The 13,313-nt window shown below is 35.2% G+C and carries 13 protein-coding genes and 1 pseudogene; 4 read left to right on the top strand and 10 right to left on the bottom strand.

What is annotated here, in order from left to right:
• Positions 1–377: 377 nt before the first annotated feature.
• The gene (locus BCER98_RS13740; protein ID WP_012095175.1) at positions 378–2,057 is read right to left on the bottom strand and encodes a glycoside hydrolase family 13 protein; all 1,680 of its coding nucleotides are present in this window, start codon (positions 2,055–2,057) and stop codon (positions 378–380) included.
• A gap of 184 nt (positions 2,058–2,241) precedes the next feature.
• Between BCER98_RS13740 and BCER98_RS13745 the strand changes: the two genes are divergently transcribed.
• Positions 2,242–3,342 (top strand): ABC transporter ATP-binding protein, encoded by a 1,101-nt coding sequence (locus BCER98_RS13745; RefSeq protein WP_012095176.1) that lies wholly within the window; start codon positions 2,242–2,244, stop codon positions 3,340–3,342.
• A gap of 47 nt (positions 3,343–3,389) precedes the next feature.
• On the opposite strand, the pseudogene BCER98_RS13750 reads toward BCER98_RS13745, so the two are convergent.
• Together BCER98_RS13750 and BCER98_RS13755 are read right to left on the bottom strand one after the other, a co-directional pair.
• Positions 3,390–3,896: pseudogene (locus BCER98_RS13750) on the bottom strand (SDR family NAD(P)-dependent oxidoreductase); the annotation flags it as partial.
• Between the two features lie 343 nt (positions 3,897–4,239).
• The gene (locus tag BCER98_RS13755; protein WP_012095178.1) at positions 4,240–4,695 is read right to left on the bottom strand and encodes an RDD family protein; all 456 of its coding nucleotides are present in this window, start codon (positions 4,693–4,695) and stop codon (positions 4,240–4,242) included.
• A gap of 130 nt (positions 4,696–4,825) precedes the next feature.
• Here BCER98_RS13755 and BCER98_RS13760 point away from each other — a divergent pair, with 130 nt between their 5' ends.
• Positions 4,826–5,263 carry a DUF3997 domain-containing protein gene (locus BCER98_RS13760; protein WP_012095179.1) on the top strand — a complete coding sequence of 146 codons (438 nt, stop codon included), beginning with the start codon at positions 4,826–4,828 and terminating at the stop codon, positions 5,261–5,263.
• A gap of 29 nt (positions 5,264–5,292) precedes the next feature.
• Here the strand turns inward: BCER98_RS13760 and BCER98_RS13765 are convergent, their stop codons facing one another.
• From BCER98_RS13765 to BCER98_RS13775, 3 genes are all read right to left on the bottom strand, one after another.
• Complete coding sequence (locus BCER98_RS13765; RefSeq protein ID WP_012095180.1) at positions 5,293–6,048, bottom strand: hypothetical protein; 756 nt, start codon at positions 6,046–6,048, stop codon at positions 5,293–5,295.
• A 950-nt stretch (positions 6,049–6,998) separates the two neighbouring features.
• Positions 6,999–8,174, bottom strand: a complete 1,176-nt coding sequence (locus BCER98_RS13770; RefSeq protein WP_012095181.1) for an acetyl-CoA C-acetyltransferase — start codon at positions 8,172–8,174, stop codon at positions 6,999–7,001.
• A 300-nt stretch (positions 8,175–8,474) separates the two neighbouring features.
• Entirely contained in the window at positions 8,475–8,768 is a 294-nt protein-coding gene (locus BCER98_RS13775) for a DUF3928 family protein (RefSeq protein WP_012095182.1), read from the bottom strand.
• A 484-nt stretch (positions 8,769–9,252) separates the two neighbouring features.
• Here BCER98_RS13775 and BCER98_RS13780 point away from each other — a divergent pair, with 484 nt between their 5' ends.
• On the top strand, positions 9,253–9,870 hold the full coding sequence (locus BCER98_RS13780) for an ImmA/IrrE family metallo-endopeptidase (protein ID WP_012095183.1): 618 nt from the start codon (positions 9,253–9,255) through the stop codon (positions 9,868–9,870).
• Between the two features lie 323 nt (positions 9,871–10,193).
• Here BCER98_RS13780 and BCER98_RS13785 read toward each other — a convergent pair whose 3' ends face one another.
• Genes BCER98_RS13785 through BCER98_RS13795 form a run of 3 tightly spaced genes read right to left on the bottom strand, consistent with a single transcriptional unit; the run spans position 10,194 to position 12,078 of the window.
• Positions 10,194–10,958 carry a DUF1129 domain-containing protein gene (locus BCER98_RS13785; protein ID WP_012095184.1) on the bottom strand — a complete coding sequence of 255 codons (765 nt, stop codon included), beginning with the start codon at positions 10,956–10,958 and terminating at the stop codon, positions 10,194–10,196.
• Between the two features lie 23 nt (positions 10,959–10,981).
• Positions 10,982–11,746 carry a DUF1129 domain-containing protein gene (locus BCER98_RS13790; RefSeq protein WP_041810518.1) on the bottom strand — a complete coding sequence of 255 codons (765 nt, stop codon included), beginning with the start codon at positions 11,744–11,746 and terminating at the stop codon, positions 10,982–10,984.
• A gap of 2 nt (positions 11,747–11,748) precedes the next feature.
• The gene (locus BCER98_RS13795) at positions 11,749–12,078 is read right to left on the bottom strand and encodes a PadR family transcriptional regulator (protein WP_041809962.1); all 330 of its coding nucleotides are present in this window, start codon (positions 12,076–12,078) and stop codon (positions 11,749–11,751) included.
• A 201-nt stretch (positions 12,079–12,279) separates the two neighbouring features.
• On the opposite strand from BCER98_RS13795, the gene BCER98_RS13800 reads away from it, so the two are divergent.
• Complete coding sequence (locus tag BCER98_RS13800; protein WP_012095187.1) at positions 12,280–13,056, top strand: 3-hydroxybutyrate dehydrogenase; 777 nt, start codon at positions 12,280–12,282, stop codon at positions 13,054–13,056.
• A gap of 50 nt (positions 13,057–13,106) precedes the next feature.
• Here the strand turns inward: BCER98_RS13800 and BCER98_RS13805 are convergent, their stop codons facing one another.
• Entirely contained in the window at positions 13,107–13,268 is a 162-nt protein-coding gene (locus tag BCER98_RS13805) for a YvrJ family protein (RefSeq protein ID WP_012095188.1), read from the bottom strand.
• Positions 13,269–13,313 lie beyond the last annotated feature (45 nt).

Genomic DNA, 13,313 nt, shown 5'->3' on the forward strand with positions numbered 1-13,313 from the left:
ATTAGCTCAGCACCGTTTATCCCGCATTAACGAGCAGTAAGACTCCCACCTCAAGATTCACAGAGAAGCAAGGAAGATATGTGGGAGTAGGGCTGCCCGTAACAGCCCGATTAGTGAGGGTTCATAATCAGTGGGGGATGAAGAAAACCCCACTGATTAAAGTTCAACTTTATATCCTTCTTTTTCTTACATCTTACTCTCGCTTCCCCCGCCTCGTACATAATAATCCAATTCACTAGCATGTTTACATACATCAAAAAAGCTACTCATATAAGTAGCTCTTTATTTATCCAATGATTCTACATTTCATCTAACTCTTTATTCATTTGACCAATTTTAAAATTAAAAAATAAGTTTTTTTGCTACCTCAAGACTTTTTATGATTTTAATTTATACACTCTTGCTTCATACGGCTGTAAAACAAAACTTTCAAGCGTTCCATCTTGCACATCATAATTGTGAATGACTAATTCTGAAAGATAATAAGTTATCTCTTTCGGGAGTTCAAACAAACACTCATTCTCAGTAAAATTCGCAATGACAAGTAATTGTTCATCTTTCCATGTTCTTACATAAGCAAAAATTGATGGATGGTTCTCTAATATTAAATCATATGTACCATACACAATGATTTCATGTTTTTTACGAAGCTCAATCAATTTTTTATAGTAATAAAAAATTGATTCTGAATCTTGTAATGCTTGTTCTACATTAATCTCTTTATAATTAGGATTGACTCTAATCCATGGTTCCCCAGTCGTAAATCCAGCGTGCTTATCCTGATTCCACTGCATTGGAGTACGTGCATTATCTCGCCCTTTTACATAAATAGATTGCATCACTTGTTCTTCATTTTCACCGCGCTCAATTACTTTTTCACGATACATATTTAATGTTTCAATATCACGATATTCATTAATGGAATCAAAACGAACATTTGTCATTCCAATTTCCTCTCCTTGATAAATGTAAGGAGTACCTTTCATCATATGAAGTACCGTCGCCAACATTTTCGCTGCTTCTATGCGATAGGTTGTATCATTGCCAAAGCGAGAGACAACGCGAGGTTGGTCATGATTATTCCAATACAAGCTGTTCCATCCTGTATATTCAAGAGCTTTTTGCCATTTTGTTAAATTTTGTTTTAGCGTAAGAAGAGAATATGGCTTTATATCCCATTTTCCACCTTCTCCAGAATCTAAGTCCATGTGTTCAAATTGAAATACCATCTGTAATTCTTGACGTTCTTCCGCTGTATAAAGTTTAGCTTCTTCTGTTGTGACACCAGGCATTTCACCAACGGTCATAATATCATATTTTGATAATACTTCTCGATTCATTTCATGCAAATACGTATGAATATTCGGCCCATTCATAAAATATTGATGCCCAGATACATACCCCTTTTCCTCTGTTTCCACAGTTGGTAATCCTTCTTCTTTGGAGATAAAGTTAATGACATCCATACGAAAACCATCTATCCCTTTTTCAAACCAAAATTTCATCATATCATAAACATCTTTTCGTACTTGTTCATTATCCCAATTTAAATCCGGTTGCTTTTTAGAAAATAAATGCAAATAATATTCATCCGTTGTTTCATCATATTGCCAAGCAGATCCGCTAAAAGCTGATTCCCAATTATTTGGCTCTTTCCCCTCTTTTCCTGATCGCCAAATATAGTAATCCCGATATGGATTATCTTTGGACTTACGTGACTCTATAAACCAATTATGTTCATCAGAAGTATGATTAACCACTAAATCCATCATTAATTTTATATTACGCTTATGCATTTCATGTAATAACTCTTCCCAATCTTCCATTGTCCCAAACTCAGTCATAATTTTACGATAGTCACTAATATCATAACCATTATCATCATTGGGAGATTCATAGACTGGAGATAACCAAACAACATCTATCCCTAATTTCTGTAAATAATCTAACTTTGAAATAATCCCTCGAAGATCACCAATTCCATCACCATTGCTATCCATAAAACTACGTGGATAAATTTGATAGACAACACTTTCTTTCCACCATTGCTTTGTCATCTTGCTACCTCCATTTCTCTTTAATAAAATGATTTTTTAACGCAAGCGTTTTCATTAATGAATGATATCAAATTCCAGAAAAAATGAAAACGTTTTATTTCTGTCTTTTTTTATTTGATTTTCTCTTCTATTCGTTTATAATAAAAAAAGAAAACGTTTGCATTTTTCTGAGGGAGGAAAAGTCATGGCGGAGCTTAAATTAGAAAACATTTATAAGATATATGATAATAATATAACGGCAGTAACAGATTTCAATTTACATATTCAAGACAAAGAATTTATTGTATTCGTCGGTCCATCTGGATGCGGAAAATCAACAACATTACGCATGATAGCTGGACTGGAGGACATCTCTAAAGGTAAATTTTTGATTGATGAGAAATTAATGAATGATGTTCCTCCAAAAGATCGAGATATTGCAATGGTTTTTCAAAACTATGCACTCTACCCACATATGAGCGTTTATGATAATATGGCATTTGGTCTTAAATTACGTAAAATACCAAAAGCAGAAATCGACCGTCGTGTAAAAGAGGCCGCTCAAATTTTAGGCCTTGAACAATATTTAAATCGAAAACCGAAAGCGTTATCAGGAGGACAAAGACAACGTGTTGCATTGGGACGTGCAATTGTTCGTGATGCAAAAGTCTTTTTAATGGATGAACCGTTATCTAATTTAGATGCAAAATTACGTGTAGCTATGCGCTCAGAAATTTCTAAGTTACATCAACGTCTTGGCACAACAACAATTTATGTAACACATGATCAAACAGAAGCGATGACAATGGCATCTCGCCTCGTTGTTATGAAAGATGGAAAAATTCAACAAATCGGTTCACCAAAAGAAGTATATGAAACACCAGAGAACATTTTTGTTGGTGGTTTTATTGGCTCACCTGCTATGAATTTCTTCCGTGGTAAGCTCACAGAAGAAGATTTTGTTATAGATCATACAGTAAAAATTAAAGTACCAGAAGGAAAAATGAAACAATTACGTGAACAAGGATATGTCAATCAAGAAATCGTTCTTGGAATTCGCCCAGAAGATATTCATGATGAATTATTATTTTTAGAGGCTTCACAAAAAACAACCTTTATAAGTACAGTTGAAGTTGCAGAATTACTAGGAGCAGAATCTATTTTATATATGAAACTAGGAAATCAAGACTTTGCTGCACGCGTCGATGCAAGACATACCTTCAAATCTGGCGACCAAATTAAACTTGCCTTTGATTTAAATAAAGCACATTTCTTTGATTGCAAAACAGAAAAACGCATTCGCTAATATACAAAAAAACCGTCCACGCACAAATCGAGGGCGGTTTTCCACTATTATACCAGGGCTTCAACTGTATGAAATGATTGCTTCTTTGCACTAATAACACCAAAGATAGGCAAATCCGTTAGCATCACTTCTTCTTGCTGTTTCATAAATGATGACGTCAATTGTTTTATTTCTATCGAAACGTCATTCATACAAAGTACATTGGAATCGTTTCCTTGTTGATCAAAGAAAATAGCGTCAATTTTATATAGCACAGCATTATGAAATAACATATCAATGCGATGATATGTAGCAATGGCGACATCAATAACATGTTGCCAATCCCTCTGTCTGTCCATATTATGGGATACAAATCGTGCTTCTCCACCTAAATTTACTATCTCTTCTGCTGTCGCTTGTCCGCTTTCTCTATTAATATCCGTTACAATCACTTTGGCACCGTTTGATGCCAATAAAAGAGCTGTACTACGTCCAATACCAATACCACCACCAGTTACAACGATGACCTTTCCTGCAAGTTTCATTGTCATTACCCCTTCTAAAAGTCCTACCGTCCTTCAGTATACTCCTTTCCTAGATAAATCCGCAAGCAGGAACAGCCATTCCCTCGACAGCAACTTTGAACTAGTTTTCTTTTCCTAACTCATATAAGACCCTCACAAAACCTGTGTAAAGTGAAATGTTTTGTGAGGATTTTCTTCATCCCCACTAACGATAAGTCGTTACCAATCGAGCTGCCCTAAAATAGCGAGATAAATTGTAAATTGATTAAAAAATAAGGATGTACGAATGTTAGAAAAACTAACGCTCATACATCCTTCCTCCCTATAGAGGGAGGATCACATAGATTGCTTCCTTATATTCATTCTATACTTGTCTTCCATTCTTTATTCTCTCTTAAACGAGACTCATTACTTTCGTCTTTGTAACTAAATCATGGAATCCACAATTATCTTGACGAAATAGCATCATATATACATTACATATCGCTGGGATTCCAAGAAATACTATGTTCGGTACTAACAATACAAAAAAACGTACAAGTAGCATTCGTATCGTTAACGTTTCCCTTGTTAATGATATAAGTTTTATTCTAGTGATTTTTTTCCCAATGGTACAACCATTCCAAATAAAGGGGAGAAAAATAAAATAAATGGCCATTAATATAAAAACAAGTGTAAGATCATATCGATAATCACCCAAGCTAACATTAAAACGATTAAAAATCGCACTGTAGTTTCCGGTTAAGATAGCTACAATCACCCCGTATAAAACAGAGATGAGAAACATATCAATTATGGAAGCACCAATGCGATTCATTACCACCGCTGGGCGATGCATCTTTAACTTCATCTTATGTCGACTCCTTCGTATCCTTCTTTACTCGTTTCATCGTATCATTTCTAAAAAACATTGTAAACTAGCGTTTCCTTCTCATTTCTTGTACAATGTGTTACAACAGCATTGTAAGGAGGTACTCATATTGAGACGATGGATCATTCTATTTGTCACTATATTACTCACAGGTTGTACAGAAAGCGCACATCATCCAGCTTATACTATTAATGAGGAATATGAACTGATTAATACTTCCGGGAATGCATTTGAACTGTTCCCAACGCAAGATGCTGTATATGCGACACAATATGTCCCCGCAAACATAACAGAAGTTGCCTGGGATGATAGATATATTATCGCAAAACAAATTGAGGAAAAATCAGATCCACATAACCCTGAGTCAACATTAACGAATAAACAAAACGAGTACTATTGGATTATTGATATCAAACAAAATAAACGATTTGGACCGTATAATAAAAAACAATTTCAAGAACAAAAAGATGCTTTTAAAATAAAAAAACAGTTTCAAAAGGTAGATACGTACGTAAAAGAAATAGAAAAACAATCAGCTGAAACATAAAGCTGATTGTTTTTTGTATTCATGATATTTCATTTGGATAGCGCCATGTTGAACGTTTGTGGTTCTGAGATTGTTTCATGCGTATCCTTATTTACGAGAACATCTGTTGTAAATGAAATGTTTGTAACATCTGTTTTTCCATCTTCAAGTATCAGCCCAATCATACCATCCCTCGTTTCACCTGGGTTATACTCCCCTCTTGATACACTTTCTGCTCCAGCGATTGTATTCTCTTCATATAAGAAATTCTGCTTTGTTACATTGAATTGCTGTGTTTCATTAATCACAACATCATTTATAGCGGAAAACTGCATAGCTTTATCTCCACTGTTTTCTACTTTATATGAAATCTCAACATAGCGTATAGTGTCCTTAATTTCTTGACCACTTAAAGAAGCATATAATTCAGCGTCTTCTTGACTCACTTTATCTCCAAGTCTGCGCTGCACTTCCTCTGGACTTAAAGCTGTATAAACTTTCAATGTATCCTTTGCCTCTTTACTCATTTGTGATAGCTCAATAACTTTCACATCTTGTACATGAATTTTCACTGGCGCTACTTCGAATGTTTGATTTACATGTTTCAATTTTTGTAATTTAAATGTTCCCCATCCTTTTTCTTTTACAGCTTGTCCAACTTTTTTCAATTCTTTACCACCATATTCAGCCGTCTCTGGAATTGCTTCTACCTTCTTCTTCGGTTCTTTCTTTTCTTCCTTTTGAAAGCAACCACTTAATATCAAGAGACAACTACATAAAATACCAATACTTTTCCATACTTTCATCTTCTATTACTCCTAACACTTTCATTCATTTAACAAAATACTGTTTTCATTTTATATAGAACGGAAACAGTGAAAATCCTGTAAACAACACTTGTAAACCTGGATACTATTATACTCTCTATTTGTAAAATATGAAAACAGAAGTCTACTCTACTTTGGCACCATACTGTATGAAACAAAGTAAGAGAATATCTCCTTTTTTTCATAGCTAACGCATGAATTCATATGTATATTTATCCGCCATTTTAGGCCAGTAACAGCCCGATTGGTGAAAACTCATAATCAGTAAGGGATGAAGAAAACTCCCACTGATTAAAATTTAACTTTATCATACCGATTCCCTTCATTTCTATGCAATATTTATTTTCACATTGGTATATCTACACATTCAATGATAGAATTTTTATAATAAGGAATAAAGAGAATGGAGAAATATTTTGTCCATAACACTCGTCTTTTTTCTGATTTTCATGCCGCTTTTCATAAGTACATATCTCTGCTTTTCTTTTGGAAGCATTTAAAAATAATAAAATATATTCCCGCACTAGTTGGTCTTTTTTTCTACAGTGTTACTTTTCCTTTTCAAGAGACATACATATGGATGGGAAGGATTAGGATTTGGAGTTTTATAATTTATTCTTTTACTTGCAAGCTGTCTTACTCTCGTATTCGCTGCTATACTAGAAACAAAATCTTCGATGAATTGAGATTTATATATGGAATGAACACGACCCTTTTCTAAAAAGCATCTCTTTACCAAAAGAGCAAATTCATAATTTCACGGTTTATCCTTATTACTTACCTGTTATTCAGACATTACCATCACTTCATTTCCATCCAAATGTAACATTAAGAAGAAACTGAACATGATCAAAGAATGAAACTCTTTTTCGAAAATCGTGAGCGATTATTTCAACCATAAAAAAGAAGCGGTCACCGCCGCTTCTTTTTTATAATGCTTCTATAAATAATGCTACGCCAATACCGCCACCAACACAAAGGGAAGCAATTCCCTTTTTAAGACCTCGCCTTTTTAATTCATGAATTAAGCTTACCGTAATGCGTGCTCCTGTGCATCCAATTGGATGACCAAGACCTACACCACTACCATTCACATTTACTTTTTCACGATTTAAACCGAGTTCCTTTTCGACCGCCAAATATTGAGCCGCAAAAGCTTCATTAATTTCTAGTAAGTCGGCATCTTCCAGCGACCAATTCACTTTTTTTAATCCTTTACGAATTGCTGGCGCTGGACCAATTCCCATAATTTTAGGATCTACTCCGGCTACTGAATATCCTACAACTTTCGCTAATGGTTGCAATCCTTTTTCTTTCGCTTTCTCTTCACTCATTACTACTAAAACGGCGCTACCATCATTAATACCTGATGCATTTCCGGCCGTTACAGAACCGCCTTTACGAAATGCTGGTTTTAAATTTGCTAGCTTTTCCGCTGTAATATCAGCACGCGGATGTTCATCCTTCGAAAACACAACTTCTTTTCTTCGTTCCTTTATTGTAATCGGCACAATTTGTTTATCAAAATAACCAGATTCAATAGCTTGAAGAGCTAGCCGATGGCTACGCAGCGCAATTTCATCTTGTTCCTCTCTTGTAATGTTATATTGTTCCACTAAATTTTCTGCCGTTTCACCCATCATCATATGATGAAGAGGGTCTTCTAAAACTTCCCACACCGTATCACGAATTTCGCCGTGCTGAAGACGCTGTCCCCAGCGGTGCTGTTTTAACGCATAGGGGCTAGAGCTCATCGCCTCTACTCCGCCTGCAACGACAACATCACTAATACCTAACTGAATTTGCATTGCTGCAGACATAATCGCTTGCATCCCTGAAGAACATTGACGCTGAATCGTATAGCCTGTAACTGTTTCTGGAAATCCTGCTGCTAATGCAGCTGTTCGCGCTGTATTTGCCTCATCCGTTCGTTGAATGCAGTGTCCTAAAATGACTTCATCCACTTCATGTGGCTCTACTCCACCTTGCTTTACAGCTTCTTGAAGTACAGGAACCACTAATTCTACTGGTGTTATATTTTTGAGCGCTCCTCCGAAAGTTCCGATTGGTGAACGAACTGCTGCTGTAATCACAACATTCTGCATCTTATACTTACCCCTCTCTTATGTATCCTCATAAATTTTTAGATGGAATAACATAAGATGCCTATCTGTATGTATTATACTATAAACACCTCATAAAAATCAAAATATTCAAAATGAATTAAATATCAGACTTCTATTCTGTTAGCACATAGAAAAACCTTTGTAATTTTTTTGTTATCTTATTTAAATTGGACAATTCTCGTATTATTTTTTCCTATTTGAAACAAAGAATGCTGTAAACATTACAATTTATCAAATTGACCCATCAAAAAGGGAAGCATCCGCTTCCCTTTCTTTTGACTATTTTTGAAAACTTTCATATTTTACTGCTTCAAATGCCTGTTCAATTTCTTCGTTGCGGTAATGAACATATGTAAACCGCCCTAATTCTACTAATCTTGCAATTTCCTTCAGTGCCTTTTCATTGTCATATGTTGCTTGAATTGCAATATGTACATAAAATTTCATCAGTGGATGTTCATATAAAGGCTCCCCTACCTCTACATATACGTTCTCTACCCCTTGAACAACTTTTACATAACTGGCAAACTGATAGACCGCTTCTCGGTCTGAAACAATTTTTAATGTATACATACATTTCCCCCCTTGTTTTTACTATATCAAAAGGAAGTGCCACTCACTTCCTTTAACTATGAATATTTTCTGAATTCTAACTACACTTGTTGATCTGTAAAAAACAGCTGTTAATAAGCAACTTCACAAAAATCTCTCCTTAATAATCGCAGTTTCTATTGACATAGCGCAACCAGTACACAAAAAAGCGAGGCTTTATATGTACCCATTTCATAAATATTTTCCCTAACTTACCTAAAATCTAAATAGGTTGAACTTATTTTTTCCAATCGCCGTATAAATGCAAAGAATCTTGCTAACGACAATCAGGGGATAAAGTGAAGCTTTAATCGCTGGGGCTTCATCCCTCACTGATTATGTCTTCTCATTAACCAGACCATTATGAGATAAAATTACTTCTTACTTATAGTGATTCCATCTATACACATACTAGCTTTCTGTCATACTGTATAGCACTACTTTGTTTTCTTTTGAGGTGTTTTCCATGTCCCCGTATATAAACATATGCATCTGCATTACACCAGGGTCGAACATTACAAATAATCGTATCGCGAAAGATATAGCCGTTGCTGAATTTATCTGGCATCCTATATCGTTTCACATTCAAGATGTCCTTATATTAGACGATTCTTTCCGCTTTGATGATTATGAAATTAGCTATATTGCCTCTATTCAAGAACAACCAAAAGTTTCATCTTTTTTTCATACATGCGCTTCACAAGCTCCAAATTGTGACATTTATATTTGCTATATTGGGAGCAACTACTTTCAAGAACAATCGGTCATCGCCTGTGCTTATTCTTTAGCAAAACAAAAGCATCTTACCGGTTATATTATTTTGACAAATTCAGCTGCACCCATGCGAAACATTTATACACTCGCTCATGAAATCGGACATATTTTATTTACAAGACGCATTCATGGAAAACTTACCCATGCTGATCCTCATTCTCCCAATGGCTCTGAACATCACCCTTCAGCAAGTAACCTTATGCATAAAATTGTTCCGCGACCAGATAAGGTTCCCCTCGATGCTCTCCTAACAAAAGAACAAAAACAGTTAGCTTTACAGAGCATTTTATTGCATAAAGAAAAACAGTAACTCGAGAATACGTTACTGTTTAAATTAAAACGTCCCAATCTAAAAAACATATACATGTAGCACAGAAAAGAAATAAGCAACTAAAGGAGCATGTAATCACACGAAATACAATCTTATAATATTGATTCGAGAATATTCGCTTACACATCCAAAGTATCCCTTTTCCTATTAAGCCGCCCCGAAAAATATCCGGATGTATCTTCAAGCAAATTTCCAAAATACTCTTCATCTATTTTTTAACAAAAGTAGTATATAGACCTAAACTAGCAAATAAGAGAAAACAAGAGCGATTGACATATTAATGTACCTCCTCTCTCCTTCATTTATGCGTTTATTTCTTTTCTTGTCCTTTTTAAATCTATTTTCATTAATACAATTAAACTACCGTATAAAAAGATTGGTTCTAAAGCACTCAAATTCGTATCTTTCACCGCTGTACATTGAAATATAAACATAACGGTAAACAACACAACCACTTGAAGTAATCCCATCCAGCTTGCTAAACACATATTCATAATCGCCAATATGAATAGAAGTAACCCTCCTAATATATAACTTTGCACCGAAGATAAATAAAAGAGCGGTGGCTCATACCATTTGTTAAGTAGCATAATAAAAACAATCAAGCCTATTGGTAAAAGTATGATACCTATATATAATATCGAAAATTCTTTTAATTTACTTTTAAGAAATGCAGACTTACGAAAGCTAATGATTCCTAGAAGAATACTAATAGCCAATATAATCGGATAACCAATTATACTAATAAACGATATAGATACTGGCTCGTTCACACTATGAAATAACAGATTTGGAATCGACCAGTACGCAAATACACCTATTACAAGTGCGATTAATAACTTTCTATCCTTTTTTGTATCCCGTTCCATTTCTTTCGCCAATTCATCCGCATACTCTTTTGGTGAATCCCCAAAAATATCCTTAGCCGTCTTCTCTTCCTTTGCTCCCTCTATCAAATGAAGTTCAGCATCTTCTATAAAAGAATCAATATCTTCCTTCTTGATTCCCTTCATTACTAAATATACGGTCGTATCATCTAGAAATTGTTGTGCTTCTTTTGAGAGCATGTGTGCACCTTCTTTCCTTTCTCTCATTTGTTGTTTTTCTTTTTCTCTTCCAGCTTTATATGCAATCGCATGAGTACATATAAACTGATATACAAAAGCAGAATTTCTAATATCCCCCAATATACACTTTGTTCTTCCAATTGTTTAAATATAAACATAATGGAAAATGGTACAAGTATAACAAATATTCCAATCCACCCTAGTACATATACTTCCCCGATGATCAGCAACAGAAAAATAATCGCAGCTAATATATAACTTTGTATGATAGATAATTGTAAAACAGGTGTTCCATACCATTTATTTAAAAACATCAATAATACGAGTAATAGAATAGGAGTAAGTATAATGATATAGATCATGCTAAATTCTTTTATTTTACTTTGAAAAGATGACATCCGAAATGCAATTATAGTTCCAATAATTGTAATTAATAAAACAATTGGATAACCAATTACCTGTACATCCGTTAATGTAAACTGATGATTGGGATGATGAAATAAAATATTAGTCAACAGCCAATATCCACCAATCCCAATTATCATAGAAAATATAGTTTTCATATTTCCTACTTTATCTACTTCCATTTCTTTCGCTAATTCATCCGCATACTCTTTTGGCGAATCCCCAAAAATATCCTTAACCGTCTTCCCTTTCTTTTCTCCCTCTACCAAATGAAGTTCAGCATCTTCTAAAAATATGTCGATATCTTCCTCTTTAATTCCTTTTGTCAATAAATATACCTTTGTATCTGTTAAAAACTTTTCTCCTTCTTTGGAAATCTGCATCATCATTTTCTCCCCTTTCCTTGTAATAAACGCTCCACGCTACTACGCATCGCTTCCCAGCGCTCCATAAATTCATCGAGTGCATCTTCTCCTTTTTCTGTTAATGTATAATATTTTCGCTTTGGACCAGATGGCGATTCTTTCATTGTACTTGTAATGAGTCCTTCTTTTTGCATTCGGATTAATAGCGGATAAATACTGCCTTCACTCGCCATGGTGAAACCATACTTCGCTAACTTTTCACTCATTTCATATCCGTATATCTCTCCTTCAGAGATAATAGCAAGGAGACACCCTTCTAAAATTCCCTTTAGCATTTGACTTGTCGACATCATTCAAACCCTCCCTCTATCTTGTTATACAAGATAGATGTGTATGAGTATCTTGCTTTACAAAATAGTATAACAAAGACTATTTTGTAAAGCAAGATAACTAATTATCTTTTTCCAAATGTTTGCAGGATTTTCATTCTATACTCTCTAAATAATGCCAGTAAGACAAATCTCATCTTATATAAAGGAGTGTATTTCGTCATGGTTACAAACCAGGTTATTTTTCTAACAGGTGCGGCGAGTGGTATTGGATATGAAATGGCTACTACCTTTGCAAAAGAAGGAGCAAAAGTTGTCGTGAGCGATCGCCTTAAAGAGCGCGCCAAAAGTGCGGCTGAACAGTTACAAAAGATGGGTCATACAGCAATTGGATTAAAATGTGACGTGACGTCCGAGCAAGAAATCGAGGAAGCCATTGCTAAAACAGTAGCAGAATTTGGTTCGTTACATGTCCTAATCAATAACGCCGGTATGCAACATGTTTCCCCCATTGATGAATTTCCAACTGATACGTTCGAGCTTCTTATTAAAATTATGCAGATTGCACCGTTTATCGCAATAAAACATGCCTTTCCTATTATGAAAAAACAACAATATGGGCGCATTATTAATATTGCCTCGATTAATGGACTCGTTGGCTTCGCTGGAAAAGCTGCTTATAATAGCGCCAAACACGGTGTAATTGGATTAACAAAAGTAGCTGCGTTAGAAGGGGCAACGCATGGAATTACAGTAAATGCCCTTTGTCCAGGATACGTTGATACTCCTCTTGTCCGCAATCAACTCCAAGACCTAGCTCATACGAGAAATGTACCACTTAAGCGCGTATTAGAAGATGTTATTTACCCTCTTGTGCCGCAAAAAAGATTACTGGAAGTACAAGAGATTGCTAGCTACGCCTTATTTTTAGCCAGTGAACAAGCAAAAGGAATAACTGGACAAGCCGTTGTAATTGATGGAGGCTATACAGCCCAATAATTTTTCTAAAAAGAGCCCGCCCTAAAAGATTTTTTAGGACGAGCTCTTTCTTATTTCGGTTCGTAAGGTGCTTCATATCCTTTCATTTGCTGCGGGAGCTTCTCGATTGCGACAATGACGCCATCCAACTTATTTTCAATGCGGTGTAGTAAATATAATGTCACAACAATCGGAAACCCTACGTTGCCAATCATCGATATCCATTCTTCCACCTTTTTGTCCCCCTTTCTCTTATATACATAAGTATGTACAAGAAA

Origin of the sequence: Bacillus cytotoxicus NVH 391-98 (assembly GCF_000017425.1) — a bacterium.
Classification (GTDB): Bacteria; Bacillota; Bacilli; order Bacillales; family Bacillaceae_G; genus Bacillus_A; species Bacillus_A cytotoxicus.